The sequence below is a fragment of the Sphingomonas sorbitolis genome, assembly GCF_036663875.1.
GTDB lineage: Bacteria > Pseudomonadota > Alphaproteobacteria > Sphingomonadales > Sphingomonadaceae > Sphingomonas.
In genome coordinates this window covers 206,486-231,652 of the sequence record NZ_JAXOJS010000005.1, presented here as the reverse complement: position 1 = coordinate 231,652, position 25,167 = coordinate 206,486, and the positions used below count along the sequence as shown (strand labels likewise).

Annotated in this window: 25 protein-coding genes and 1 tRNA gene; 15 read left to right on the top strand and 11 right to left on the bottom strand. The window is 66.1% G+C overall.

The window, feature by feature from the left end; all coding sequences use genetic code 11:
- Window positions 1-28 precede the first annotated feature (28 nt).
- From msrB to U1763_RS15955, 5 genes are all read right to left on the bottom strand, one after another.
- Window positions 29-439, bottom strand: coding sequence for a peptide-methionine (R)-S-oxide reductase MsrB (gene msrB, locus U1763_RS15975; protein WP_187502471.1), 411 nt, complete (start codon window positions 437-439; stop codon window positions 29-31).
- A gap of 31 nt (window positions 440-470) precedes the next feature.
- A complete protein-coding gene (locus U1763_RS15970) occupies window positions 471-1,559 on the bottom strand; it encodes an NAD(P)/FAD-dependent oxidoreductase (RefSeq protein WP_332755968.1) in 1,089 nt (362 codons plus the stop codon).
- Window positions 1,538-2,233 carry a methyltransferase domain-containing protein gene (locus U1763_RS15965; RefSeq protein ID WP_332755967.1) on the bottom strand — a complete coding sequence of 232 codons (696 nt, stop codon included), beginning with the start codon at window positions 2,231-2,233 and terminating at the stop codon, window positions 1,538-1,540. Before U1763_RS15965 ends, U1763_RS15970 begins: the two co-directional genes overlap by 22 nt.
- A complete protein-coding gene (locus U1763_RS15960) occupies window positions 2,230-3,330 on the bottom strand; it encodes a type III polyketide synthase (RefSeq protein WP_332755966.1) in 1,101 nt (366 codons plus the stop codon). The genes U1763_RS15965 and U1763_RS15960 overlap by 4 nt, the downstream gene beginning before the upstream one ends.
- Window positions 3,331-3,535: 205 nt before the next feature.
- Entirely contained in the window at window positions 3,536-3,697 is a 162-nt protein-coding gene (locus U1763_RS15955) for a hypothetical protein (RefSeq protein WP_165911451.1), read from the bottom strand.
- A 410-nt stretch (window positions 3,698-4,107) separates the two neighbouring features.
- Here U1763_RS15955 and U1763_RS15950 point away from each other — a divergent pair, with 410 nt between their 5' ends.
- From U1763_RS15950 to U1763_RS15925, 6 genes are all read left to right on the top strand, one after another.
- Window positions 4,108-4,569 carry a winged helix DNA-binding protein gene (locus U1763_RS15950; RefSeq protein WP_132734969.1) on the top strand — a complete coding sequence of 154 codons (462 nt, stop codon included), beginning with the start codon at window positions 4,108-4,110 and terminating at the stop codon, window positions 4,567-4,569.
- A gap of 227 nt (window positions 4,570-4,796) precedes the next feature.
- The gene (locus U1763_RS15945) at window positions 4,797-5,822 is read left to right on the top strand and encodes a hypothetical protein (RefSeq protein WP_332755965.1); all 1,026 of its coding nucleotides are present in this window, start codon (window positions 4,797-4,799) and stop codon (window positions 5,820-5,822) included.
- 11 nt (window positions 5,823-5,833) lie between these two features.
- Window positions 5,834-6,307 (top strand): hypothetical protein, encoded by a 474-nt coding sequence (locus tag U1763_RS15940; protein WP_332755964.1) that lies wholly within the window; start codon window positions 5,834-5,836, stop codon window positions 6,305-6,307.
- Window positions 6,308-6,360: 53 nt separating this feature from the next.
- Entirely contained in the window at window positions 6,361-7,506 is a 1,146-nt protein-coding gene (locus U1763_RS15935) for a hypothetical protein (protein WP_332755963.1), read from the top strand.
- Window positions 7,507-7,581: 75 nt separating this feature from the next.
- A complete protein-coding gene (locus tag U1763_RS15930; RefSeq protein WP_332755962.1) occupies window positions 7,582-12,606 on the top strand; it encodes a hypothetical protein in 5,025 nt (1,674 codons plus the stop codon).
- Window positions 12,607-12,623: 17 nt separating this feature from the next.
- Window positions 12,624-12,878 (top strand): hypothetical protein, encoded by a 255-nt coding sequence (locus tag U1763_RS15925; RefSeq protein ID WP_332755961.1) that lies wholly within the window; start codon window positions 12,624-12,626, stop codon window positions 12,876-12,878.
- 40 nt (window positions 12,879-12,918) lie between these two features.
- On the opposite strand, the gene U1763_RS15920 is transcribed toward U1763_RS15925, so the two are convergent.
- Both U1763_RS15920 and U1763_RS15915 read right to left on the bottom strand, forming a co-directional pair.
- Entirely contained in the window at window positions 12,919-13,071 is a 153-nt protein-coding gene (locus tag U1763_RS15920) for a hypothetical protein (RefSeq protein ID WP_332755960.1), read from the bottom strand.
- Between the two features lie 81 nt (window positions 13,072-13,152).
- Window positions 13,153-13,239: transfer RNA gene (locus U1763_RS15915), tRNA-Leu, on the bottom strand.
- A 112-nt stretch (window positions 13,240-13,351) separates the two neighbouring features.
- Between U1763_RS15915 and U1763_RS15910 the strand changes: the two genes are divergently transcribed.
- A complete protein-coding gene (locus U1763_RS15910; protein ID WP_332755959.1) occupies window positions 13,352-14,713 on the top strand; it encodes an MATE family efflux transporter in 1,362 nt (453 codons plus the stop codon).
- A 62-nt stretch (window positions 14,714-14,775) separates the two neighbouring features.
- Here the strand turns inward: U1763_RS15910 and U1763_RS15905 are convergent, their stop codons facing one another.
- Window positions 14,776-15,564, bottom strand: coding sequence for a DUF3426 domain-containing protein (locus U1763_RS15905; protein ID WP_332755958.1), 789 nt, complete (start codon window positions 15,562-15,564; stop codon window positions 14,776-14,778).
- Window positions 15,565-15,728: 164 nt separating this feature from the next.
- Between U1763_RS15905 and ftsE the strand changes: the two genes are divergently transcribed.
- Genes ftsE through U1763_RS15885 form a run of 4 tightly spaced genes read left to right on the top strand, consistent with a single transcriptional unit; the run spans window position 15,729 to window position 18,551 of the window.
- A complete protein-coding gene (gene ftsE / locus U1763_RS15900) occupies window positions 15,729-16,448 on the top strand; it encodes a cell division ATP-binding protein FtsE (protein WP_332756245.1) in 720 nt (239 codons plus the stop codon).
- Complete coding sequence (locus U1763_RS15895; protein ID WP_332755957.1) at window positions 16,445-17,341, top strand: cell division protein FtsX; 897 nt, start codon at window positions 16,445-16,447, stop codon at window positions 17,339-17,341. The genes ftsE and U1763_RS15895 overlap by 4 nt, the downstream gene beginning before the upstream one ends.
- Window positions 17,338-17,874: a YdcF family protein gene (locus tag U1763_RS15890; protein ID WP_332755956.1), complete on the top strand. Its 537-nt coding sequence runs from the start codon at window positions 17,338-17,340 to the stop codon at window positions 17,872-17,874. The genes U1763_RS15895 and U1763_RS15890 overlap by 4 nt, the downstream gene beginning before the upstream one ends.
- A complete protein-coding gene (locus U1763_RS15885; RefSeq protein ID WP_332755955.1) occupies window positions 17,871-18,551 on the top strand; it encodes a lysophospholipid acyltransferase family protein in 681 nt (226 codons plus the stop codon). The genes U1763_RS15890 and U1763_RS15885 overlap by 4 nt, the downstream gene beginning before the upstream one ends.
- 158 nt (window positions 18,552-18,709) lie before the next feature.
- Here U1763_RS15885 and U1763_RS15880 read toward each other — a convergent pair whose 3' ends face one another.
- Window positions 18,710-19,618: a prephenate/arogenate dehydrogenase family protein gene (locus U1763_RS15880; RefSeq protein WP_332755954.1), complete on the bottom strand. Its 909-nt coding sequence runs from the start codon at window positions 19,616-19,618 to the stop codon at window positions 18,710-18,712.
- Entirely contained in the window at window positions 19,618-20,715 is a 1,098-nt protein-coding gene (hisC, locus tag U1763_RS15875; RefSeq protein WP_332756244.1) for a histidinol-phosphate transaminase, read from the bottom strand. Before hisC ends, U1763_RS15880 begins: the two co-directional genes overlap by 1 nt.
- Before the next feature lie 264 nt (window positions 20,716-20,979).
- Between hisC and metX the strand changes: the two genes are divergently transcribed.
- From metX to U1763_RS15855, 4 genes are all read left to right on the top strand, one after another.
- The gene (gene metX / locus U1763_RS15870) at window positions 20,980-22,131 is read left to right on the top strand and encodes a homoserine O-acetyltransferase MetX (protein ID WP_332755953.1); all 1,152 of its coding nucleotides are present in this window, start codon (window positions 20,980-20,982) and stop codon (window positions 22,129-22,131) included.
- The gene (locus U1763_RS15865) at window positions 22,128-22,562 is read left to right on the top strand and encodes a GNAT family N-acetyltransferase (RefSeq protein WP_332755952.1); all 435 of its coding nucleotides are present in this window, start codon (window positions 22,128-22,130) and stop codon (window positions 22,560-22,562) included. Before metX ends, U1763_RS15865 begins: the two co-directional genes overlap by 4 nt.
- Entirely contained in the window at window positions 22,559-23,146 is a 588-nt protein-coding gene (gene metW, locus U1763_RS15860; protein ID WP_132897370.1) for a methionine biosynthesis protein MetW, read from the top strand. Before U1763_RS15865 ends, metW begins: the two co-directional genes overlap by 4 nt.
- A 106-nt stretch (window positions 23,147-23,252) precedes the next feature.
- Window positions 23,253-23,633, top strand: coding sequence for a response regulator (locus U1763_RS15855; protein ID WP_332755951.1), 381 nt, complete (start codon window positions 23,253-23,255; stop codon window positions 23,631-23,633).
- Here the strand turns inward: U1763_RS15855 and U1763_RS15850 are convergent.
- The gene (locus tag U1763_RS15850; protein ID WP_332755950.1) at window positions 23,630-25,162 is read right to left on the bottom strand and encodes a sensor histidine kinase; all 1,533 of its coding nucleotides are present in this window, start codon (window positions 25,160-25,162) and stop codon (window positions 23,630-23,632) included. The genes U1763_RS15855 and U1763_RS15850 overlap by 4 nt on opposite strands.
- Window positions 25,163-25,167 lie beyond the last annotated feature (5 nt).

Sequence of the window (25,167 nt, the reverse complement as noted above, 5' to 3'; positions counted from 1 at the left end):
GCGTTCCGTTGCTGCCCTACAAGCGCGATCAGGCCGCAGCGTTCGCTTTGCGTGGTCGGAATTCGAGCGACAGCGAATTCATGCAATAGCGCTGGCCGGTCGGTGGCGGCCCATCCGGGAAAACATGGCCCATATGGCTGTCGCAACGTGCACACCGCGTTTCGATGCGCGTCATGCCGTGGCTGCGATCGGCGTGATCGGTGACGGCGTCGGGGCCGATCGGCCGCGTAAAGCTCGGCCAGCCCGAACCGGAATCATATTTGTCGGCACTGTCGAACAACTCGTTGCTGCACGCCGCGCACCGGTAGATTCCGTCGGCCTTGTTGTCGTTGAGCGCCCCTGCGAACGCACGCTCGGTGCCGGCCTCGCGCAGCACGTGATATTGTTCTGGCGTGAGCCGCTTGCGCCACTCGGCCTCGGAAAGATTTAGCTGGTCCATGACTATGCATCTCGTGCTGGCGGGACGGATTTCAAGACTGGCTCATTCTGGTTGCGTTGGCGATGACCTGGATCAGTGAGGGGCGCAGCAACGGTAGCAGCCACGTCGCGCGTTCGCTCTCGGCGATATGGCGGACGATGCTGGCGATACCGATAGGGCGAGCCAGGCGGCGGGCGAAGTCGGCCTGCCAGATGACCCCTGCTTCGGAGCCGCCTTTTGCGTAGGCGGCGGATGCCGCGACTCCGCTGGCGAGCGCGATCCCCATGCCTTCGCCGGCGAGCGAGGGGATGACGCCGGCCTGATCACCGAGCCGGAACACCGCGTCGACGCCGGTACGTTGGCGCCAGCCATAGGGGACATTGGCGATCGCATCGATCGAGGCATTGGGGGGGATCAGCGCGACCCATTCACCAAGTGCGGGCATCTCGCGGCCGAGCGCTTCGAGCAGTTGTGTGGGGGATCCGGCGGCCTGAAGCCGCGAGCGGTGTACCGCCATGCACAGGTTCGCGGTGCCGTCCTCCTGCATTGCCAGTCCCGCATAGCCGCGGTCGAACAGATGCAACTCGATGCTGCCCGCGAGCGATTGGGCCAGAGCCGGTGAGGGGGTGACGCGTACCCGTATTCCCAGGGTCGGATCATCGCCGCGCGCCTCCTCGGGGCGGGCCATGCCGCGAACGTCGTGTTTGCCGCTCGCGAGGAACAGCGCGTCGGTCGCGATCGTCGCACCATCGGCGAGGCGCACGGTCGTGCCATCGATCTCGCGGACGGTGACACCGCGCTCGATCGGCGTTCCAAGCCGCTTGGCTTCGGCCAGTAGGACGGTATCGAGGCGGTGGCGTGATACCGAGACTGCCGGGTGGGGCAGGGCAGCTTCCGCGCGGCGGTTGCCTGCAAAGATACGTGCGCGCGTCACGCGCTGCGGATTGAGCGTATCGGGATCGATCCCGAGCCCGGCCAGCGTCTCGAGCGTCCGCCAGCTCAGGAACCCGCCGCAGATCGCATCGCCCGTCTCACGCGATCGCTCGATAAGCAGGTGCGGTCGCCCAGCGCGCGCGAGGCCAATCGCAGTCGCGGCCCCGGCGAGCCCGCCGCCGACTATCAGCGCAGGCGTTCGACGCATAACCGGAACGGAAAGATGCGGCGGACCTTCGCCTGGGTGACGCCGGCTTCCGCGAGCAACGGTGGCCATTCGTCGGGACGATAGCTGCGCGCGATCGACAGTGTGCCGTCATGCCGGACGATCGGGTGCCAGCGCGCGAGCGTGGCCAGGATCGGGAACCCCCAGTGTGCGAACCCGTGGCGGTGGAGATCGTTGACGAACCACCCCGCGGTCGCGTGGCGCTCCATGAACCGTAAAAACGCGACGAGCTGGTCGTGCGTCATGTGATGCGCGACGAGACTGCTGACGATCACGTCCCAAGGTTCGTCGGCGAGATCGGCATAGTCGCCCGTGACATAACGGATATCGCCGCCATGCACGCGCGCCGCCTGCTCGCTGCGCGGGTTGAGATCAACGCCGACGAGATCAGCCTCGATGCCTTTCGCCTTTGCCCAGCGCGCGATCCGCCGCAGCATATCGCCGTCACCGAAACCCACATCGAGCAACCGGAATCGTGTCCGCCCTTTGATCGCCCGATCGAGGAAATCGAGCGTCGGTCGGCGCGCCATCGTCACGGTGTTCACGGTCGCTAAATCGCCGACCACATCGGCATAAGTCGCTGCGTCGAGATCGTCGGCGTCCATCAGCTCTTCGGCCTGGCTGCGAACGGCTAGGCTGGATGATGCGAGGCTCATACCGCGCTCCGGAACCCGAAGCCCTCCGCCGCGAGGCCCGGCCCGAACGCCAGCGCGACGCCGCGCCCGATCGGCGGCCTGGCCAGGAGGCGTTCGAACACGAACATCAACGTCGCCGACGACATATTGCCATTGTCCGCCAACACCTGACGCGACGCCGCCAGCGCCTCAGGGTTCAGATGCATCGCATGCTCGACCGCGTCTAGGATCGATCGCCCGCCGGCATGGACCGCCCAGCCGTCGATCGTCTCGGGCGGCTGGCCGTCGCTGACGATCGTGCGGAATGCGGCATCCGCGAGCGCGGTCGCGATCCGCGCGGGCACCTCGCCCGACAGATGCATTGCGAACCCCGCATCGGTGACGTCCCAGCGGATCAGCGTTTCGGTATCTGGCAGCGCGGCGGCGAACGGCGTGCCGAGTTCGATCCCGGTCGCGTCCGCAGTGACCAGCGCGGCCGCGGCGCCGTCGCCGAACTGGAGCATCGCCAGCAACGGCTCGATGTCGTTGGCAGGCTGGAGATGCAGCGTCGAGAGTTCGACCGTCACGACGAGCACGCGCGCCTTGGGCTCGGAGCGGACGATGTGACGCGCGTTACGCAGCGCGACGACCGCCGCGTAGCATCCCATGAAGCCGATCAGCAGCCGTTCGACGCTGGGCGACAGCCCAAGCCGGCGCGCGATGATCTGGTCGATGCCGGGCGCGACGAAGCCGGTGCAGCTTGCCACCACCAGATGCGTAATGCCTTCGACGGCGATCTGCTTGCGCAACGCCTCGATCGCGCGGATCGCGAGAGCGGGCGCATGCTCGGCATACAGCGTCATTCTTGCAGCAGTCCCGGGATGCGGTTCGGTTGCGTAAAACCCAGCATCGTCGACTGGCGAGCCGCCATCCGCGGTCGGCGGCAAGACCGACCAGCGATGCGCGATACCCGACCGTGAAGCCATGCGGTCGAACACCTTGGTCGATCGCGCACCGGTCCGCTCGCGCGCCCAGGCGATGAACGCTGCGTGGATGTCATGATCGGGAACAGCGGTCCCGACAGCGTTTAAATACGCAGGCAGTTGCTGAGAGGTGTCGGTGGTTGGTAGAGCGGGCATGGAAACGGGTACGACGTCCTTTCATCCACGTGCGACGACACGCGGGTCGAACACTCAACGCACGGTCGACGAACATAGACGTCGCGGCGGTCGACAATCCGCATGCTTCCCCGAAAACAAGTCGCGTCGCAATCCGTCATGCTCACCTTAAAAGTCGTGAAACGGCGAATTGTCGCAGCCACCACCGTCACGCGAGATCGCATGGTCAGTCGCAGCCGACGCTTTCGAGATGGTCGTGCCCGACCCCGTATTTTTCCTCGACCAGCGCCATCGCGAAACCAACATAGGCCGCGATTGCATGGTCCTCCGACGCTTCCAGCGCAGCGCACGCCTCTTGCAGTAGCGCATATATTCGAGTCGCGGCCATCGTTGGATCCCCTTGCAAGCTGATGTCCCCAAACACAGGTGGTTTCAGGCGTCATATCGCGGTGGATCGAAAGTATACCATAGTATTGATGGCGGATAGGTGTGTGAATTGCGCCAAATCAATACAGATAAAACCACAATGGTTAGTTAGCTTGGATCTATTGCACCCACAATGGCGCGCATACCCCGGTCAAATGTGAAAATATCGCTTCAATGCGCAGGGTTATACCGGAAATAGTCCATTTTTGCATGGAAACTGCCGATAATCCTGTCATGTTGACGTGGAGTTTGCGCTGACAATGATCCCGCGGTGCTACCCGCTGAAAAGGACGGCAAAGGCGGTGCGACCCGTCCGATGTACCGGATCAATGGGTCGATTACCTCGTTGAAGACGGACAAAGGGAGTGTTTGGTGAAGAACGAGTCGGTAGTTGATTTGATCAAGGATCTGACCGCCAAGCTTTCGGCGGTCGCTGAAGAATTCAACGGCCGCGTTGCCCATGCTGCGGATCCGGAACCGGTCGGTGCCGAGCCCAGTGAGACGGAACTCGTAGCGCACGCCGAGGCGGTGCTTGCCGATCGACGGCTGCGACGTCGTTTCCTACCCCCCGAGCTATTTCACGAGCCAGCCTGGGATATGTTGCTCGCCCTGTTCGTATCGCGGGATGAACGCCAGCCGATGAACATCAAGGCGCTGGTCAGCATGTCCGATGCGCCGGTTACCACGTCCCAGCGCTGGATCGAACATCTGCACAAGCTGAAGCTCATCGATCGGGTAATCGACCCTACAGATCGGCGACGTGTCGAAATTTCGCTGAGCCATAGTGGCGACCAGGCGATGCGCGGTTATCTTCGCGCGCTGCGTCGCCGCTGATCCGGGCATTTTGATAGGCCTATTTCGACTTTATACTGGAACAGGGACAAGAACGTAGCAGATCGGGTCGATTGATTCTGACTGATTTATCATAACCGATTTAGTCGCAAATATGTCAAGTTTGCTCATAAAACATACCGTTACGATTTCGTAGCATTTGATTAAGGCAAGGTGCTCGATCTGTTCCCCATCAAAGGGTGGGGAACACATTGCGCGCAGGCGTCATCTTGAAGATACGGGCAAATACAAGTCGGACCCGTGCGAGCGTCGCTGCGCTCTTCGCGATCATCATGATCGCGACCGGCTTCGCTATGGCCGCCGCCCCGTCCGCCGCACGCGCGGAAAGCCTGGCGGGCACCGTGATCTTCAACACCGCTAATCTTCGGTACGATATGGACGGTGGCACCCGGTCCGTCACCTCGAACACGGTCACGCTGATCGTCGCCGAACGGCTCGACACCCGCCTGGTGCGCGAAGGGCAGGGCGTGATCACGGTTGCGCCGCCGCCCGCACTGCCCACGATCATCCCGTTCGTCCTGACCAATGCCGACAATGGGACCGAATCGTTCGTGCTGGCGACCAGCATCTCGTCCCCAGCGATGACGTTGCGCACGCTGGCGATCGATGCCGATGGCAACGGACGCTATGATCCTGCCATCGACCTCCCACCGGTCGACGCGACGGTACCGGCGCTTGCGCCGGGCCAGTCGATCACGGTGTTCGCGGTCCTGGTCGGGACCGCGGAACAGTCCGTCGCCGATGCCACACTGACCATGACCGCGCGGGCGCTGACCGGGTCGGGTGTGCCAGGAAGTGGCTATGCCGGTCGCGGCGACGGTGGCGGCGACGCGGTCGTCGGGCCGACCGGTGCCACTGCCAGCGTGGTCGTCCCACTGGCCAGCGCACGTGCCGGTCCTGCGTTGATCAAGAGCCAGTCGGTGCGCGCCGCCGATGGATCGCAGAACGCGGTTCGCGATTCGGTCATCACCTATACGCTCGAGGCGCGCTTCACCGATGCCGTCACCGGCGCGCGGATTGCCGATCCAATCCCGGCGGGCACGGTTTTCGTCCCCGGCAGCCTGACGCTCGATGGCGCGCTGCTGAGCGACGCCGCGGACGGCGACGCAGGCCGCTTCGATGCGACCGGCGGCGCACCGGCTGGTGGCGCACAAGGTCCGGGCATCGCCGTCGCGCTCGGGCAGGTCGCCGCGGCGTCCGTCCACACCGTCCAGTTCAAAGCCAAGATTCAATGAGGAGCATAGTCATGATCACGCGTCCGATGATTGCCGCCGTCCTGGCGGCCACTGCTGCCGTCGCCTCCGCGGCCGCAGGGCCGTTGCAGGTCACCAGCAGTATCCTGGTCGAAAGCCGCGCCGCAGCCGCCGACGGCACCACGCGGATCGCGCTGGTGAAACCGTCGAAGGTGACGCCGGGCGACAAGGTCATCTTCGTACTCGCCTATCGCAACACCGGTACGCAGCTACTGAGCAACGTGGTGCTCGACAATCCGTTGCCGCGGCAGATCGCCTATCGCTCGGCCAATCCCGGCTCGCCGGCACCCGACGTGTCGGTCGACGGCAAGACTTTCGGTTCGCTCGCCACGCTGCGCGTCCGCAGCCTCGACGGCAGCACGCGCGCGGCGAGCCCCAACGATGTCACCAGCGTCCGGTGGCGCCTCGCAAGCCCGTTAGCGGCCGGTTCGCAAGGTCAGTTCGCGTTCCAGGCCGTCCTGAAATGAGTGCGCCTCCGTCGACCCAGCTCTCGCAATCTACACAGAAGGAATAATTCGGAATGTACGCAAAAGGGGTAATTCGCACGCTGATGGCCGGAACGGCTGCGGTCGTGTCGCTTGGTATCGCGACCAATACAGCCAGTGCGCAGGCACCGGGGCCTGCCGGCACTGCCGCCGGCACGTCGGTCACCAACACCGCGCAGGCCAGCTACTCGGTCAACGGCGTCCAGCAGTCGGCGACGTCGAACACGACGAGCTTCGTGGTCGACCGCAAGGTCAACCTGACCGTGATCGCGAACCAGCCGAACAACACACAGGTGGCGATCGGCCAGACCGCGGCGGTTACGACGTTCAAGGTCACCAACAACACCAACGGCACGCAGGATTTCCTGTTGTCGTCGAGCCAGACGCCGATCACGAACCTGTTCACCGGCGACAATTTCGACGTGACCAATATCCACATCTACGTCGATTCGAACGGCAACGGCACCTATGACGCCGGGACCGATACCGTGACCTACATCAACGAGCTCGGTGCCGATCAGTCGGCGGTCGTCTTCATCGTCGCCGACATTCCCAACAACCAGGCTAACGCGCTTGCCGGCATCACGCTGATCGCACAGGTCGCGGCGGGTGGTGATGCAGCCGCGCAGGGCTTGCCGCTGGCGGCCAGCGTCGCCCCGAACGACGATGCTGTCGTCGATGTGGTCTTTGCCGACAACGACTCCGATGGCCTCGGCGGCGACGTTGCGCTGAACGGGCAGGGCCGCGCGTCGCTGGGCTACGAGATCACCACGCGCAATGTCGCTTTGAGCGTCGCCAAGTCGCAACTGGTGCTGAACGATCCGGTCAACCTTGCCCTTTCGCCAAAAGCTATCCCGGGCGCGGTCGTGCAATATTGCTTGATCGTCAACAACGGCACGGTCGGCACGCCGGCGTCCAACGTCGTGCTCACCGACGTCATCCCGGCCAACACCACCTATGTCACGAACTCGCTCTCGATCGGTGCGATCGCGCTCGGGAATACGTGCCTGCTGACGGGGATCGTCGGCGGTATACCGTTGGCGGACGATGGATCGGTGACCGTGCCGGTGCTCAACTATACCGGCTCGTTCAACACGAACACGAAGACGGTGAATGCGACGATCCCGGTCCTGCTCGGCGGGACATCGGTCGCAGCGACGTTCCGCGTGACGATCAACTAAGCCCACACCCTCGCACCCGAAAGGACCGACCGATCCCGGCGCGCGTGAAGGACGCGTGCCGGGAGCGGACCCTTGATGCCCAGCTTCCGCCGCCTCTTGCGCCTGTGCGCTTTATTCCTGACGCTGATCGGGCTTGTCATCGGTATCCTGCCGGCAAGCGCCCAGACGCGTATCCAGAATACCGCGACGCTGTCGTTCGACGATGCGGCCAGCGACTCTGGCGTGCGTGCGATCCCGTCCAATACGGTCGCGCTCGACGTGAACCGCGCCAAGCGTCCGACGACGCTCACCTTTCGCCTGCCGCCGCCGAATTACGAGCTGACCGGTGCCAAGTGCCAGACCGCGCCATCGCTCCTGTTCACGCCGTCGCCGATCGACGCTGCGACCTATGCCGCATCGCCCTGGGTCGCCGCGGTCGACATCTACGCGGACATGATCCTGGTGCTCGACAACCAGGCCGGCAACCACGATCCCGACCTGCGCGAGACGTCGGTCATCGATGTCGACGTCGGCACGATCCACACGACGCTGACCTTGACCGAAACCGCCGTCGACAGCGGGATCTTCGCCGGCGGCATCCCCGCCAGCGCAACCGGCAAGCATCCCGAACTCGCCGCGTGCGACATTCGCAACCAGCGCGGCGCGACGATTAAGCTCAGCTTTTCGGAGGACGGCTACAGCCTCGCTTCGATGGCGGCGCTGCTGATCGACCCGGCCGGCTACACCTTCGATTCGCGGACCGGCGCGCTGATCGACGGCACGACCGTGTCGCTGGTCGACGAGACAGGCCAGCCCGCGACCGTGTTCGGCGACGACGGGGTCAGCCGCTATCCTTCCACCGTCGTCACCGGCGACGCGGTCACCGACGCCGGCGGCCGCATGTATCCTGGCGAGACCGGGCGCTATCGCTTCCCGCTGACCGCGCCGGGGCGCTATTTCATCAAGGTCGCGCCGCCCGGTACCTATACCGCGCCCTCCACCGTCGACCGCGCCACGCTGGCCGCGCTCAAGGACCCGCAGGGCAGGCCGTTCATCCTCAACGACACGAGTTTTGGTGGATCGCTGACGCTGTCGACGCCCGAGCCCTTCTCCGCCGACATCCCTCTGGACAGCCCCGGCGCGGGCACGCTGCTGCTGACCAAAGTCGCCTCCGTGCGCGAGGCGTCGCCGGGCGATTTCGTCCAGTATCTGCTGCGGATCACCAACCGTGACTCTGTCCCGGCCCGCGGGCTCCATGTCGCCGACACGCTGCCCCGCGGCCTGCGCTACGAACGTAATTCCGCGCGCGGCGGGGACGAGCCGACCGTGTCGAGCGATGGCCGCAACCTCGATTTCGTCATCCCGGTGCTCGCCGCCGGTGCCTCGACCGAACTGAAATACGTTGTCAGCATCGCACCGGGCGCCCCGACCGGCGAAGCACTCAATCGCGCGCGCGTCGCCGGTCAGGGTACCATTACCAGCAACGAAGCCGCGGCTTCCGTGCGTCTGCGCCCGCTGCTGTTCACCGACGCGATGACGATCATCGGCCGCGTCACGGAGGGGAATTGCGGCGATCCGGTCGACAAACGCAAGGGCGTGCCCGGCATTCGCCTGCTGATGGAGGACGGCACGTTCGTCGCCACCGACCGCGACGGGCTATATCATTTCGAGGGCGTCCGCGCTGGGCGTCACGTCGTCCAGATCGACACGGCGAGCATCCCCGCGACGCACGCGCCGGTCGCCTGCGATATCGACACGCGCCAGGCGAACAGCCCGATCTCGCGCTTCGTCGAGGGCGCCAATGATGGTGGGGGCGGGTTGCTGAAGCGCGTCGACTTCCAGCTGAAGCCGACCGGCAAGGCCAAGGTGGCGGATGCCGGCCTTCCCGTCGCGGTCGCGGATGCCGCCATCGCTGCGGGGAGCCGCGACTGGCTGACGGGCGAACAGGCGGCCGGCATCGACTGGCTGTTCCCGACCGCCGACCACAACCCGCGCGCGCCGATCATCCGTGCGGTCATCAAACACATGCCGGGCCAGCGCGTCGCGCTCACGATCAACGGCAAGCAGGTCGAGCCCCTCGCGTTCGACGGTACCGACACACGCGATGGCACCGATATCGCAGTGTCCCGCTGGACCGGTATCCCGTTGATCGACGGCGACAATCGCCTCGATGCGCGCATTCTTGCCGCCGATGGCAGCGTCGTGAAGACCCTCCAGCGCGTCGTGTATTATTCCGGCCCCGGCGTCCGCGCGGTTTTCGACGCGGCCAGCAGCCGGCTCGTCGCCGATGGCCTGACCCGCCCGCTGATCGCGATCCGCGTCACCGACAAGACCGGTCGCCCGGTCCGCGCCGGCACGCTTGTCCCGTTCACCGTCGACCAGCCCTATACCGCCGCGGTCGAGGCCGAGCTCGAACAGGGGCGCCAGCTTGCCGGCCGCGAACGCTCGTCCACCACCGCGCAGGTGGTCGGTGACGACGGGTTGGCCTTCATCGCTCTCCAGCCGACCACGCAGGCCGGCGCGGTTCACGTCGTCGTCTCGCTGACCGAGGATAAGGTCGTCCACGCCAACGAGGTTCGCGCCTGGCTCGCAGCGTCCGCCAAGGACTGGGTCGTGGTCGGGTTCGGCGCAGGCTCGCTTGGCTACGACATGCTCAGCAAGCGCCAATCGGGCCTGCCGCGGTCGCAGCGCAACAGCGTCGTCACCGACGGCCAGCTCGCTTTCTACGCCAAGGGTCGCGTCAAGGGCTCATGGCTGGCGACGATCGCCTATGACAGCGATCGCAAATACGATCCCGACCGCGGCCTGCTCGGCACGATCGACCCCGACCGCTACTACACCGTCTATGGCGACGGTTCGCGCCAGGGCTATGACGCGGCGACCCGCCGCAAGCTGTACCTGCGGCTCGAGCGTCGCGAATTCTATGCGCTGTTTGGCGATTTCGAGACCGGTTTCACCGACGCGCAGCTGACCCGCTACAGCCGTACGCTCAACGGCGTGAAGGCGGCGTACGAGGGCAAGCGGGTGCGCGCGACCGGGTTCGCGGCGAACACCGACACGCTGTATTCGCGCGACGAGATCCAGGGCAACGGCCTGAGCGGGCCATACCGGCTGTCGGGGCGCAACATCGTCCCGAACAGCGACAAATTGCGGCTCGAGACGCGCGACCGCTTCCGCTCCGAGCTGATCGTCTCGAGCACCGAACTGACCCGCCACATCGACTACGACATCGATACGTCGATGGGCACGGTCCGCTTCCGCCAGCCGATCCTCAGCCGCGACGGCAATTTGAACCCGATCTTCATCGTCGCGGATTACGAGGTCGAGGGCGGCAAGTCGTCGAAGCTCGCGGCCGCTGGGCGCGTCGCGACCAAGCTGGCCGATGGCCGGGTCGAGGTCGGCGTCGCGGTCATCCGCGACGAGACCGTCGGCAAGGCCACCGTGCTCGGCGCCGATATCAAGGCGCGCGTGACCGCCACCACCGAACTGCGCGGTGAGATCGCCAAGGGCGGGCGGCAGGGGCTGGGGCAGGGGCTCGCCTATCTCGCCGAGGTCGATCATCATGGGACGAAGCTCGACCTGCTCGCTTATGCACGTCAGCAGGATACCGCGTTCGGCGTTGGCCAGCAGAACCTTGTCGAAGCGGGTACGCGCAAATTCGGGCTCGATGGTCGTCTGCGGCTGACCGACCGCATCAGCCTGACGGGGGTCGCCTGGCACCAGCAGCAGCTCGACAGCGCGGGGACGCGGACCGCCGCGGACGTCCGCCTCGAATATCGCCGCAACACGGGCACGATCTTCGTCGGCGGCCAGTATGCGGCGGATCGCGGCGTCGACGGCAAAGACCGCGACAGCCGGTTGCTCACGCTCGGCGGCAGCCAGGCGCTGTTCGGCGACAAGCTGACGGTGACCGGGCAGACGCAGTTTGCACCCGGCGGCGACAGCGACAGCATCGACTTCCCGGTGCGCCACCAGATTCAGCTCGCCTACCGGATCAAGCCCGGCATCCGCCTGATCGGCGGGTATGAGATCGCCAATGGCGACGGCTATGTCGCGCATACCAAGCAGTTCGGCGTCGACGTCGCGCCCTGGACCGGCGCCAAGCTGATGAGCACGCTTAACCAGCAGGCGATCGGCGAGAACGGCGCGCGGACTTATGCGCAATATGGCCTCAGCCAGTCGGTGCCGCTCGGCAAGCACTGGACCGTCGACGGCACGCTCGATGCCAGCAACACGCTGAACGGCAAGATTCCCGACGGTGCGGTGGTCAATGCGTTCCAGCCAGTCACCTCGGGCGGTTATGTCGGGCAGGACCAGACAAACGGCGATTACGCCGCGATGACGCTCGGCGCGACCTACCGCCAGGCACGCTGGTCGGTGAACGGGCGGCTCGAATACCGCAATGCCGACAGCGGCGATCGCTGGGGGATCACCACCAACTTCCTGCGCACGCTTGGACAGGGCAAGACGCTGGCGTCGAGCATCAAGGCGTACACGATTACCGACAAGAGCGGCGCGGTCGCGACCTATGCCACCGCCGATCTGGCGCTTGCGTTCCGCCCGCTCGACAGCCGCTGGTCGGTGCTCGAACGACTCGAGCTGCGGCATGAGAGCGCGGATGCGGGGTTCACCGACTCCAATGCCCTTGGCGTACCCGCCTATGGCGGCGGCGATCAGGTGACGTCGCGGATCATCAACAACCTCGCGGTGAACTATCGCACCGGTCCGGAAGGGCTCGGCCACGGCACCGAGGCGACGCTGTATTACGGCGCGAAATACGTCGCGGGACGGTTCGCCGACGACACCTATGACGGGTATATCGACGTCACCGGGTTCGAGCTGCGCCAGGATATCGGTACGCGGTTCGATATCGGCGTGAGCGGATCGGCGCAGCATGCCTGGTCGCGCGGCGCCTGGTCGTGGAGCGGTGGTCCGTCGGTCGGCGTGTCGCCTGCGCAGAACACGTGGATCACCGCAGGCTATAACGTGTCGGGCTACCGCGACCGCGATTTCGAGGACGACCGCTACACGCGGCAGGGGCCGTACGTGACGATGCGGCTGAAATTCGACCAAGCGACGATCGGTGGCGCAACGCGCGCGCTGTTCGGCGGGCGGGGATAATACAGGGAGAGAGACCGATGCCGATGCCGAACCAACCCGTCCCAATGCCGCTGCCGCGCGACTTTACCGATCATGGTCCGTGCGTCGAGGATCTCGCACGAGCATTCGCGATGCAGGACGCAGCGACGAGTGAGGCGTTGATCGAGACGCTGGCGACGCAGGCGATTCGCCAATGGCGGCTTGACGATGCGACGTTCTGGCAACGGGTGAAGTTTCAGGCGCGGATGATCCGGGCGAAGCAGGGGTCGTGGAGTTCGGACGAGCGGCACTGACTTTCTCCTCTCCCGCTTGCGGGAGGGGAATGTTGCCGGCCTATTTCTCGTCGGTGGTCAGCTTCACCTTGTTCGGGAGCTTTTTCCCCTTGGTTCGGCGCGAGGGCAGCTGGACCGGGTTCTTCTTTTTCCACTGCGCAAACGTCATCGGGCCCTCGGGCGTATTGATGATCGTGTCGTCGATCGAACTCATGCAAATTCCTCCAAGCAAGCCAACGCACACGCGCAGCAAGGGGGGCCCTCGAAGGGGGTATTTACTCTCGTCAGAAAAAAATGGTGCGGCCAAGAAGACTCGAACTTCCACGGGCTTTCGCCCACAACGACCTCAACGTTGCGCGTCTACCAGTTCCGCCATGGCCGCCCATGAAACATCACCGGGCGGACCCGGCATCTGGTAGGCGAGCGCCACTAGCAAGGGTTTGAACGCTACGCAACGGCCTTTGCGAAAAACCGTTCGTCCGGTACCGCAAACGATGCCCCGCTTCCTTTTTTCGACCGATACCAGAGCCGAAACGCGGCGCGTGCTCGCGCTGGCGTGGCCGGTGATGCTGACCAGCCTCAATTGGACGATCCTGCACGTCACCGACGTGATCGTCGTCGGGCTGGTCGGCGCGCACGAGGTGGCGGCGCTCGGCGCGAGCCGCTCGCTGACGTTCATCGCGATCGTCACCGGGCTTGCGTGGTTGTCGGGCGTCCTCGTGCATACCGCACGTGCCGATGGGGCGGAGGATCTGCCGCGTACCGGGCAGGTGCTCCGCGAAGGGCTGGTGTTGGGGTTACTGCTCGGGCTCGTCGTAGGAGTCGTCATGTTCGTCTTCGCGGACGCGATGCTCGCCGGGATCGGTGTCGCGCCTGCGCTGGTCGAGCCGGCCGGGCGGGTCGTGCGGGTGATGGCGTTCACCTATCCGCCGCAGCTGATGATCGTCGCCGCCAGCTTTTTCCTAGAGGGCGTCAGCCGACCGCGCCGTGTCGCGGTCGTGAATTTATCGATCCTGCCGCTCAACGCTGTGCTCGCCTGGGCGATGTCGGGCGGTCATCTCGGGCTGCCGGCGATGGGCGCGGTCGGGGCGGCGACGGCGACCGCGATCGCGTCGGGGCTGGGGGCGGTCGGGATGATCGCGGCGGCGTTGACCCTGCCGCGCGCGAAGGAGCGCGGAGTTCGGCGAATCGACCCTGCGGCATGGCGCGGTGTGCCGGCCGGGATTGCCGCACTCGCGGTGTTCGGAATCGTCCCCGCCGTCGCGTCCGGGCTTGAGCTTGCCGGCTTCTCGATCCTGATCGCGCTGTCGACGCAGTTCGGCGACGATGTCGCGCATGCGTTCCAGATCGTGTTCTCGGTTCACAACGTAACGTTCGGGTTGGCACTTGGGCTTGGGTCGGCCTGCGGTGTCCGCGTGGGCAATGCGGTGGGTGAGGGGGATCCCAGAGCGGGCATCTCCCGCGCGCTGATCGCGACCGGGCTGTCGATGCTCGCGCTCGGCCTGTGCGGCATCGTCCTGATCGTTGCGCGCGGGCCGATCGTCGCGGCGTTTCCGGCCGACCTCGCCACGCATACCGTCGCGCTGGCGATGCTACCGGTGTGGGCGCCGTTCATCCTGTTCGACGGCGCGCAAGTGGTGCTGGTCTACGCGCTCCGGTCGCTCGGCGATCAGGTCGTCACGGGCGTGAACAGCATCGTCGCGTATTTCGTCGTCACCGGCGGCGCGGGTTGGTGGATGGTGCACGCCGGTGTCGGCCCGATGGCGCTGGTCTACGCCTCTGGCCTTGGCATGCTGACCGCCGCGATCCTGCACGGCGGCCGCTTCTGGATCGTAAGCCGACGATTGCGGCGCTGATTCGATCTTCCCCTGACGGGGAGGGCTGACGTGATCCTCCCCTGACGGGGGGGATCGTAAAGCTAACGCGTCGCCTCACCCGCGAAGCTCAGTTCGAGCCGCTTCGAGTTGGGCGGCACGTTCAGCGTCGCCGAGTTGAAATCGACGGCACCGCCCGGTGCCAGCGTCCGCTGCTGCGGCGTGATCGTCCAGCTATACACCAGCCGTCCCTGCGCATCGCGGAGTTCGGCGCGGATGTCGGGGACGCGCTGGCGCTGGTCCGACGGGTTGGTCACCTGGCCGCTGACCGCGAACAGCTCCGAGCCGTTCTCCAGCTCGCGTCGCTCGATCGGATTGTCACGCAGCCGCAACGGCGTCTCTGCGCTGCCAAGCCCGAATCCCAGTTTGGCCACCACGCCCGGCGCGCCGAGATAGACGATCGATCCGACCGCGATCATCATCAACAGCCCGGCTAGGACCGCGGCGACGGTCCACCACCGGGCCGTATTGCGCCGAGGTTTCAGCGGCGGCGTATATGGGGGCTGCTCGGCGACCGACGTATAATCCGGGACGATGAATTCGGGAGGCGCAAAGGCTGGTTCCGGCGCGATCTGGGTCGGGGTCGGGGGCGCAGCGGCAAACGGTGTGAACCTCTCGACCGGGTCCGGCGTCCGCATCAGCGGCGCGAGCGGCGGCGGCACGGGCGCGACCGGCGTCGCGACCGGGATTTCCAGCGCATCCTCGATCACCGGTGCGGGCGCCTGGAACCAACTATGTCGACAATTGGCGCAGCGCACGGTGCGTCCATCGCCGCCGATCGCGCTGTCGGGGACCAGATAGCGCGTGCTGCACTCGGGACATTGGAGGATCATGGAGACGCTTCACCAGCGGCCGCCGGAGCGCAACCGTTCATGTTCCGAATAAGCACGCTGCCCGTCTATGTGGCAAGCTTGAAGCGGCGCGCGCTTTCATGCGAAAGCGCCAATACGGGCATTGGCACGGGCATCAAGCGGGCGAGAGCGGGCGCAACCACGTCATGGCGAATATCGTCCAATTCGAAAATGTCGGGCTGCGATACGGCTCGGGGCCGGACGCGGGCCCCGAGACGCTGTCCGACCTCAGCTTCACGCTGCGCAGTGGTGCGTTCTATTTTCTCACCGGCGCGAGCGGTGCCGGCAAGACCTCGTTGCTGAAACTCCTGTATCTCGCGCAACGGCCGACGCGCGGCGTCATCCGGCTGTTCGGCGAGGACGCGGTGGTGTTGTCGCGCGACCGGCTGCCCGGGTTTCGGCGACGGATCGGCGTGGTGTTCCAGGATTTCCGGCTCGTCCCGCATCTGTCGACCTGGGACAATATCGCGCTGCCGTTGCGGGTCGCCGGGATGCCCGAGGCGGATATCGAGCAACCGGTGCGTGAGATGCTCACCTGGGTAGGACTCGGCGACCGGGCGGATGCACGACCGGCGACATTGTCGGGCGGCGAGCAACAGCGTGTCGCGATCGCGCGCGCGGTGATTGCGCGCCCCGAGATCCTGGTTGCGGACGAACCGACCGGCAACGTCGATCCCGACATGGCCGAGCGACTGCTGCATTTGTTCGAATCGCTCAACAAGCTGGGGACGACGGTCGTCGTCGCGACGCATGACTTCCATCTGCTGGGGCGGATACCGGGCGCGCAGATGATGCGGCTCGATCGTGGGCGGTTGCTCGATCCGACGGGCGCGCTCCGCTATCCGCCGACGCGGCCCGATTCATGAGTCGGGCGACCAAAGCGCGGTCTTCGGCAGAGCGCCGCGTGCTCGATGAAGCGGGCGGTCTGCGTGCGATGACGTGGGTGATGGCGATCATGCTGTTCCTGACGATGCTCGCCGCCGCACTGGGGCTTGCGACCGCGGGCGCGGCACGGTTGCTCGATCGACAGTTGGCGGGGCGGTTGACGGTGCAGGTCGTCGATGGCGATCCGGTGCGGCGTGACGTTGCCGCTGCCCGTGTCCTTGCTGCCTTGCGGACGATGCCGGCGGTGGCGACGGCGACGCCGGTCGATCGCGCGGAGCTAACACGGTTGCTGCAACCCTGGCTTGGCTCCGACGGCGCCGATCCGCAATTGCCCGTGCCGGCGATGATCGACGTCGACCTTGCCGACCATGACGAGGCCGCCGCGTCGCGCGTTGCGGCTACGGTTCGGCGTCTGAATCCCAGTGTCCGCGTCGACCGGCACGAAAGCTGGATGTCGCCGGTCAACGACGTGATGCGCACGTTGACGCTCCTCGCGCTGGCGCTGGTCCTGCTGATGGCGAGCGCGACCGCCGCGGTGGTGGTGCTCGCCGCCCGTGCGGGGCTCCAGACGCATCGCGCCACGATCGCGGTGATGCACATGCTCGGCTCGACCGATCTCCAGGTCGCGCGGCTGTTCCAGCGGCGGATCGCGCTCGATGCGACGATCGGTGGCATCGGTGGTGGCGTCGCCGCGCTGCTGGTGATCGCGTTCATCGGTATCCGGTTGCACGGGCTCGGCTCGGATCTGCTCGGCGGGGTGACGCTTAGTGGGGTCGACTGGGTGGTGCTCGCGCTGTTGCCCGTCGCGTTCGTCATCCTCGCCACGCTCGCCGCCCGCGTCACGATCGTCCGCGCGCTGAGGCACATCCTGTGATCGTCCGGCTGTTCGGCATCGTGGCGCTCGCCTGGGCGTTCGGCTTCGCGCTGTTCATGCTGATGCTGCCCAAGCCGCTGAACGGGTTCACCTCGGATGCGATCGTCGTGCCGACCGGCGGAGCAGGGCGGATCGACCGCGGCATCGCGCTGCTGCGCGATCACCAGGCGAAGCGGATGCTCGTGACGGGTGTCGCGCCGGGGGTGCGGCCGATCGATCTCGCACTCGAATACCGGACGTCGCCAGCTTTGTTCGCGTGCTGTATCGATCTGGGCGCGGATGCGGTCGATACGCGGTCGAATGCCGAGGAGACCGCGCAGTGGGTGCGCGTGCACAAATACCGGTCGGTGCGGCTGGTGACGTCGGACTGGCATGTGGCGCGGGCACGGATGGAGCTGTCGGCGGCGCTCGACAAGAATGTCGTGATTCTCGGCGATGGCGTGCCGGGTACGCCGCGACTCGGGACCTTGGTCAACGAATATAACAAGTTGATCCTTCGCCGGATCGCGTTGTGGATTGGATATGGCGGATGATCTGGCTGCGTAACTGGGCGTTCATGCTCGTTTTCTACACGATCTCGGTACCGATCGTGGTGACCGTGCCGATCTCGGCGCTGTTCGGATCGCGGGCCGTGATCGTGCATTCGACGATCTGGACGCGCTTCCATCGCTGGTGCGCGCGGTGGATTCTCGGCGTGCATATCCGGATCGAGGGGACGCGCCCGGCCGAGCCGGCCTTCTATGCGTGCAAGCATCAGGCGATGTTCGAGACGCTCGAATTGCAGGCGTTGCTTGATGGCCCTGCGATCGTGCTGAAGCGCGAACTGGCGGATATCCCGGCCTGGGGCTGGGCGGCGCGGCGTTATGGCGCGATCGTCGTCGACCGTGAGGCGTCGGCGACGGCGATGCGCAGCATGATGCGCGAGGCGACCGCGGCGAAGGCGACCGGCCGCTCGATCCTGATCTTTCCCGAAGGAACGCGCGTATCACCGGGCGAGCATCCGCCGCTCAAGCCAGGGTTTGCCGGGCTGTACCGTGCGTTGAAAATGCCGACGGTGCCGATCGCGTGCGACAGCGGGCTGGTATGGCCGAGAAAGGGCCCGAAGTTGCCTGGCGTGATCACCTTCCGGTTCGGCGAGGTGGTACCGCCGGGCTTGCCGCGGGAGGAAGCGGAGCAGCGAGTGCATGCGGCGATGAACGCGCTGGATTAGGGTCGGAAGGCTACCCCCAACAGTTCACCACCCCGGCGAAGGCCGGGGCCCAATAGGGGGACATCGCGAATGTGCGTTGCGCGTCTTTACTCCGGCCTACCCAATTGGGCCCCGGCCTCCGCCGGGGTAGTTACGCTCGGGTAAGCGCAAGCACCCCTTCAGCCGTGCGTACGCCCGAAATCCTGGACGTCGTCGTCTTGGCCCTGCTCCACGATACTCCGCCGGATCGCCCGTGTCCGCGTGAACAGGTCGAACAACGCATCGCCATCACCCCAGCGGATCGCGCGCTGGAGATGGCTCAAATCCTCCGAGAAGCGCTGCAACATCTCCAGCACCGCCTCGCGGTTGTTGAGAAAGATGTCGCGCCACATCGTCGGGTCCGACGCTGCGATACGCGTGAAGTCGCGAAAGCCGCCGGCGGAATATTTGATGACCTCGGACTGGGTCACTTCCTCCAGGTCGCCGGCGGTGCCGACGATCGTGTAGGCGATCAGATGCGGCAGATGGCTGGTGACGGCGAGGACGCGGTCGTGGTGCTCGGGCGCCATCGTCTCGACCTGCGCGCCGAGCCGCCGCCAGAACTCCGAGACGCGTTCGACCGCGACCGGGTCGGCGCCTTCGGGGGGCGTGACGATGCACCAGCGGTGGCGGAACAACGTCGCGAAGCCCGCCTCGGGGCCTGAGCGCTCGGTGCCCGCCACCGGGTGCGCGGGGATGACGGTCGCGTTCGGCAGCGCCTCGGTCAGCGCTCGGACGATCTCGGCCTTGCAGCTGCCGACGTCGCTGACGACCGCATCGGCGGGGAGCTCGGCCGCGAACTCGCGCGCGACGTCGCCCATGATGCCGACGGGGACGCACAGGATCACGAGGTCGGCGTCGATCACCGCGGCGCCGGCCGAGTCTGCAACGTCGTCACAGAACTGCAGCCGGTCCGCCGTTTCGCGCACGCTCGCGTCGGCGTCGTAGCCGGTGACGCGGACCGTCGGCATCGTCGCCTGCACCGCGCGCGCGACCGACGAGCCGATCAGTCCCAGCCCGATGATCGTGACGCGCGCGAACGGCAGCATCAGGCGGCTTCGACCAACGCACGCAGCGCCGCGGTGACGCCGCGCGTTTCCGCCTCGGTACCGATCGTGATGCGCAGCGCGTTGGGCAGGCCCTGGCCCGGCAGCCAGCGGACGATGTACCCCGCGTCCATCAGCCCGTGATACGCGGCGTCGGCGGTCAGCGTGCCCTCGAACAGCACCAGCACGAAGTTGGCCTTCGACGGCACGCAGCGCAAGCCCGCATTGCCCATCTGCCCGATCTGCTCGACGAACCAGCCGCGCCACGTGTCGTTATGTGCGCGCGTCGCGTCGACGAAAGCGGTGTCGCCGATCGCGGCGACCGCGGCGGCCTGGCCTGCGGTGGTTACGTTGAACGGTGCGCGGATGCGGTGCATCGCGTCGATGATCGGCGCGCAGGCATAGCCCCAGCCGATCCGCTCGGCGGCCAGCCCGTGGATCTTCGAGAAGGTCCGCGTGACGAGCACGTTCGCCTCGGTCATCGCCAGCGCGAGACCGGCATCGTCCTCCTCTGGCGACAGATATTCGGCATAGGCTTGGTCGAGCACCAGCAGCACCGACTTCGGCAGCCCCGCATGCAACCGTGCGATTTCCGCACGCGGCGTGAACGTGCCGGTCGGGTTGTTCGGGTTCGCGACGAAAACGACGCGCGTTCGCTCGGTGATGGCGGCGAGGATCGCGTCGACGTCGGTGGCATAGTCGCGGTCGTCGACGATCACCGGTTCCGCCCCTACCCGGCGCGTGGCGATCTCGTACACCGCGAAGCCGTAGCGGACGTGGATGATCTCGTCGCCGGGGCCCGCATAGGCGCCCGCGACCAGATGCAGGATCTCGTCGGAACCGGTACCGTAGATCACACGTGCTGGATCTAGATCGTAATGCGCCGCCAGTGCCTCGCGCAGCGCGGTCGCGCCCGCGTCCGGATAGCGTTCCAGCGTCCGGTCGGCGGCATCGAACGCGGCCTTCGCGGCGGGGCTGGTGCCGAGCGGGTTTTCGTTCGACGACAGCTTGATCACCGTGCGGCCATCATCGGTCGTCGAGCGACCGGGCGTGTACGGCGCGATTCCCATGATCCAGGGCTTCGGCGCGGGTGCGGGCATGATGTTTGTCATGGTCGCGGGACATAGCGGGCACGGTGCCGCGGTGGCAATGTTTGTGCGTGGTGTAGGCGAACGGATCGTCGGACTGACTTATCCTCCCCCGCAAGGGAGAGGTGGCGCGAAGCGACGGAGGGGGAGGGCGACGCAACAGCTGTGTTCCTGTCCTCCCCCTCCGTCTGGAAAGGGCCAGCCACCTCCCCCTTGCGGGGGAGGATTGAGGACGCAACGCTGGCATGTTCGCGGGCGCTTATGGTAGCGCGCGGCATGCTCGACACGCCTGCCATCGACCCCGGGACCGGCCACGACACCGACCAGCGCTTCGGCCTCGCGCGGCGCGTCACGTTGCCGGGGCCGCTGCGGCTCGATGGCGGCGTGCTGCTGTCGCCGGTCGATATCGCCTACGAGACCTACGGTACGCTCAACGCCGATGCCTCGAACGCCATCCTGATCTGCCACGCGCTGACTGGCGACCAGCACGTCGCCTCGCATCACCCCCGCACCGGCAAGCCCGGCTGGTGGACCCGCATGGTCGGCGAGGGCAAGCCGATCGATCCCGCGCGACATTTCGTCGTCTGCGCGAACGTGCTGGGCAGCTGCATGGGCTCGTCGGGCCCCGCGACGATCAATCCGGCGACCGGGCGGCCCTGGGCGATGGGGTTCCCGGTCATCACGATTCGCGACATGGTACGCGCGCAGGCGATGCTGCTCGACCATCTCGGCATCGGCGTGCTCCACGCAGTGGTCGGCGGATCGATGGGTGGGATGCAGGCGCTGAGCTGGCCCGCGACCTTCCCCGACCGCGTGAAGGCGTGCGTCGTGATCGCCGCGACCGCACGGCATACCGCGCAGAACATCGCGTTTCACGAGGTCGGCCGGCAGGCGGTGATGGCCGATCCGAACTGGCGCGGGGGCGAGTATCACGACGACGACGCGCCGACCGCCGGGCTTGCGGTGGCGCGGATGGCAGCGCACATCACCTATCTGTCCGAAGCCGGGCTGACCGAGAAATTCGGGCGTCGGCTGCAAGCACGCGATGCGAAATCATTCGGGTTCGACGCGGATTTTCAGGTCGAGAGCTATCTGCGGCACCAGGGCCTCGCCTTCACTGACCGGTTCGACGCGAACTCGTATCTCTACATCACGCGGGCGATGGATTATTTCGATCTGGCGGAGGAGCATGGCGGGCTGCTCGCCAACGCCTTCCGCGCGACCAAATCGCGGTTCTGCCTCGTCAGTTTCGACACCGACTGGCTCTACCCGACCGCCGAGTCGCGCGCGATCGTCCAGGCGCTCAACGCGGCCGGCGCACCGGTCAGCTTCGTCGAACTGTCGAGCCCGTACGGCCATGATGCGTTCCTGCTGGAGGCGCCCGATCTCAACCGGGTCGTCGATGGTTTTCTGAGGGCAGGGCGATGACGATCATCCTGTCCGACGACGTGGACAAGCTGCAGGTCGACCGCGTCCATGGCTGGCTGGCGAGCAGCTATTGGTCGCCGGGGATCGAGCGCGACCTGGTCGAACGCGCGATCGCCGGCTCGCATTGCCTCGGTGCGTATCAGGGCGAAACGCAAGTCGGGTTCGCTCGGATGATCACCGATCACGCGACATTCGCGTGGCTCGCCGACGTTTGGGTCGAGGAGTCCGTGCGCGGGCAGGGGTTGGGGCGGCGGATGGTCAGCTGGTTCCTTGATCACCCCTCGTTCGCAGGACTGCGGAGGATTGGCCTCGTCACTGCCGACGCGCACGGCGTCTATGCGGGGCTCGGCTTCCACCCGCTGGTCCGCGCCGATCGCTACATGGAACGGCTCGCCCCTGGCCTCGCCGAGCAGCTACGGACCGCACCATGACGCTCAGAACCGACCTTGCCGTCATCGCCGAGAACGTCGCGCAGGGCAGCCGCGTGCTCGATATCGGCTGTGGCGACGGCGCGCTGATGGCGGCGCTGCGCGACACGCGCGAGGTCGACGCGCGCGGACTGGAGATCGACGCGCACAATGTCGCCTCCGCGGTCGCGCGCGGGCTGTCGGTGATCCAGGGCGATGCGGATATCGATCTTGCGGGCTATCCCGACGCGAGCTTCGACTACGCGATCCTCAGCCAGACGCTGCAGACCGCGCGCGCGCCCGATCTCGTGCTCGACCACCTGCTCCGGATCGGCCGCCGCGCGTTCGTCAGCTTCCCCAATTTCGCGCATTGGCGCGTGCGGCTGTCGTTGCTGTGGGGTGGCCGCATGCCGGTGACGCGGCAATTGCCCGAAAGCTGGTACGACACGCCCAACATCCACCACGTCACGATCGACGATTTCCGCGCCTTCGTGAAAGCGCGTGGGATCATCGTCGAGGACGCTTGGTTCCTGTCGGGTGACAAGCGGACCGGCGCGGGCGCTGCCAATCTGCTCGCCGAGCACGCAGTCTTCCTGCTGCGGCGTTAAGGGCGGCGGTAACGGCGCCGCGATAAATGTAACACTATGTCGCCCGATATTGATGGCGATCAGTATCGGCGCGGAACCGATCGGTCGGCGACCGGTTAACACGCCGATGACCAAGACCGCCCTCATTGTCGAAGACGAGATTTTCGTCGCACTCGACCTCGAGAGAATCCTCACTGATGCCGGATACGGCGTGGCGGGGATCGCGGCTGATCGCGAGAGCGCGATCGCGGCCGCGCCGGGTTGCAGTTTTGCCTTTGTCGACATCAACCTGCGTGACGGACCGACCGGACCCGAAATCGCCAAGCGGATGGCAGCCGAGTACGGCGTCAAAGTCGTGTTCGTCACCGCCAATCCCGCTCAGATCGGCGATGCGGAATGCCTTGGCTACATCCGCAAACCGTTCAGCGACGCAGCAATCCTGGCGGCCGCCGCGCTCGCCTGTGACGAGCAACCGGTCATCCACGACGATATCATCCGCATTCGTTAACGGCTGAAGGCGGCTTTCGGGATATCCACGGCCACGGTCAGGCCCGCGCTATTCCATGTGCGCTCGATCTTGCCGCCGAGCTGACGCACTGCGCTCATTTCGATGAGCTGCGTACCAAAACCCGAAGGTGTGGTCGGTTCGATCACGGCCGGGCCACCTTCCTCGCTCCATGTCAGCGTCACCGTGTCGCCGATCGCCGCCACGATGATCTGCACGGTGCCCATTTCGGTCGCGAGCCCGCCATATTTGGTCGCGTTGGTCGCCAGCTCGTGGAACAGCAGCGCGAGTGGCGTAGCCGATCGATCGTCGATCGTCACGTCGTCGCCCGATACGATCACGCGCATGCCGTCGACGCGTTGATACGGCTCGAACAGCTCCTGCAACAACCCATGAAGGCTGTTCTGCGCCGCCGATGGTCGCGAGTTCGCGCTGTGGGGCCGGACGAAGTCGTGCGCGCGGCCCAGCGCGGTAATGCGGTGGCGCAGGTCGGTCGCGATCCCGGCACATTCGGGTTTGCCGCGTGCGGCGAAGGCGATCAGGCCGGCGATCACCGCGAAGATGTTCTTGATGCGGTGACTCAGCTCCTGGCTGATGATCTCGCGTTCTTCGTAGGCCAGCTTCTGTTCGTGGATGTCCGTGCAGGTACCGAACCAGCGCTGGATCGCGCCGTTTTCGTCGCGCACCGGTAGTGCTCGGCCGAGCACCCAGCGGTAGGTGCCGTCGAAATGCCGGAGTCGGTATTCGATGTTGTACGGCTCGCCGGTGTCGAGCGACTGGCGCCAGACGGCCCAGGCGCGGTCCTGATCGTCGGGGTGGAACATGTCGTTCCAGCCTTCGCCGTCGGTTGTCCCGACGGGCGTGCCGGTAAATTCGTACCAGCGCGCGTTGAAATAGTCGTGGAAGCCGTCGGGGAGCGTCGACCACACCATCTGCGGCATGGTGTCGGCGAGTGTCCGGAACCGCAGGTCGCTCGCCTCGAGCGTCCGCCGCGCCTCGGCTTCGGCAAACGCCTGTTCGCGCGCGGTGCGGCGATCGTCGAGCCGCCCCATCGCCGCCTTGGCGAGCAGGGTCAGGCCGTCGCGCTGGAACCGGGTTAGCCCCTCGCGCGGATCGGGCGCCAGCACGCACAGCGCACCGAGTGGTACGCCTTCGCTCGAGACCAGCGGCGCACCGGCATAGAAACGCACATAGGGTTCGCCCGTCACCAGCGCATTGTCGGTAAAGCGCGGGTCCGTGCGCGCGTCGGCCACCTCCATGACTTCGTGATGGTGCATCGCGTGCGCACAAAACGACATGCTGCGCGGCGTCTGTTCGAGATCGGTGCCGGTGCGCGAGAGGAACCGCTGATATTCCTCCTCGACCAGGCTCAGCAACGCGACCGGTGCGTCGCACAATTCGGCCGCGAACGACACGATGTCGTCCAACTGGCCTTTCGCGCGCGCGCCGGCAACGTCGTAGGCCGAGATCACGCGGGAGCGCTCAGCCTCGTCGAACGTGGCGGTCTTGGGAACGGAATACAGCGTCGTCATCGAGC

Excerpts from the sequence above, each read along its gene's own strand:
- U1763_RS15880 (WP_332755954.1), bottom strand. The coding sequence starts at position 19,618 with ATGCTGCCGTTCGCGCGCGTCACGATCATCGGGCTGGGACTGATCGGC.
- ftsE (WP_332756245.1), top strand. The coding sequence starts at position 15,729 with ATGGCGAATATCGTCCAATTCGAAAATGTCGGGCTGCGATACGGCTCG.
- U1763_RS15855 (WP_332755951.1), top strand. The coding sequence starts at position 23,253 with ATGACCAAGACCGCCCTCATTGTCGAAGACGAGATTTTCGTCGCACTC.
- U1763_RS15965 (WP_332755967.1), bottom strand. The coding sequence starts at position 2,233 with ATGAGCCTCGCATCATCCAGCCTAGCCGTTCGCAGCCAGGCCGAAGAG.
- U1763_RS15960 (WP_332755966.1), bottom strand. The coding sequence starts at position 3,330 with ATGCCCGCTCTACCAACCACCGACACCTCTCAGCAACTGCCTGCGTAT.
- U1763_RS15920 (WP_332755960.1), bottom strand. The coding sequence starts at position 13,071 with ATGAGTTCGATCGACGACACGATCATCAATACGCCCGAGGGCCCGATG.
- hisC (WP_332756244.1), bottom strand. The coding sequence starts at position 20,715 with ATGCCCGCACCCGCGCCGAAGCCCTGGATCATGGGAATCGCGCCGTAC.
- U1763_RS15910 (WP_332755959.1), top strand. The coding sequence starts at position 13,352 with ATGCCCCGCTTCCTTTTTTCGACCGATACCAGAGCCGAAACGCGGCGC.
- U1763_RS15970 (WP_332755968.1), bottom strand. The coding sequence starts at position 1,559 with ATGCGTCGAACGCCTGCGCTGATAGTCGGCGGCGGGCTCGCCGGGGCC.
- U1763_RS15905 (WP_332755958.1), bottom strand. The coding sequence starts at position 15,564 with ATGATCCTCCAATGTCCCGAGTGCAGCACGCGCTATCTGGTCCCCGAC.
- U1763_RS15865 (WP_332755952.1), top strand. The coding sequence starts at position 22,128 with ATGACGATCATCCTGTCCGACGACGTGGACAAGCTGCAGGTCGACCGC.
- U1763_RS15885 (WP_332755955.1), top strand. The coding sequence starts at position 17,871 with ATGATCTGGCTGCGTAACTGGGCGTTCATGCTCGTTTTCTACACGATC.
- U1763_RS15930 (WP_332755962.1), top strand. The coding sequence starts at position 7,582 with ATGCCCAGCTTCCGCCGCCTCTTGCGCCTGTGCGCTTTATTCCTGACG.
- metX (WP_332755953.1), top strand. The coding sequence starts at position 20,980 with ATGCTCGACACGCCTGCCATCGACCCCGGGACCGGCCACGACACCGAC.
- msrB (WP_187502471.1), bottom strand. The coding sequence starts at position 439 with ATGGACCAGCTAAATCTTTCCGAGGCCGAGTGGCGCAAGCGGCTCACG.
- U1763_RS15940 (WP_332755964.1), top strand. The coding sequence starts at position 5,834 with ATGATCACGCGTCCGATGATTGCCGCCGTCCTGGCGGCCACTGCTGCC.
- U1763_RS15935 (WP_332755963.1), top strand. The coding sequence starts at position 6,361 with ATGTACGCAAAAGGGGTAATTCGCACGCTGATGGCCGGAACGGCTGCG.
- U1763_RS15925 (WP_332755961.1), top strand. The coding sequence starts at position 12,624 with ATGCCGATGCCGAACCAACCCGTCCCAATGCCGCTGCCGCGCGACTTT.
- metW (WP_132897370.1), top strand. The coding sequence starts at position 22,559 with ATGACGCTCAGAACCGACCTTGCCGTCATCGCCGAGAACGTCGCGCAG.
- U1763_RS15850 (WP_332755950.1), bottom strand. The coding sequence starts at position 25,162 with ATGACGACGCTGTATTCCGTTCCCAAGACCGCCACGTTCGACGAGGCT.
- U1763_RS15895 (WP_332755957.1), top strand. The coding sequence starts at position 16,445 with ATGAGTCGGGCGACCAAAGCGCGGTCTTCGGCAGAGCGCCGCGTGCTC.
- U1763_RS15955 (WP_165911451.1), bottom strand. The coding sequence starts at position 3,697 with ATGGCCGCGACTCGAATATATGCGCTACTGCAAGAGGCGTGCGCTGCG.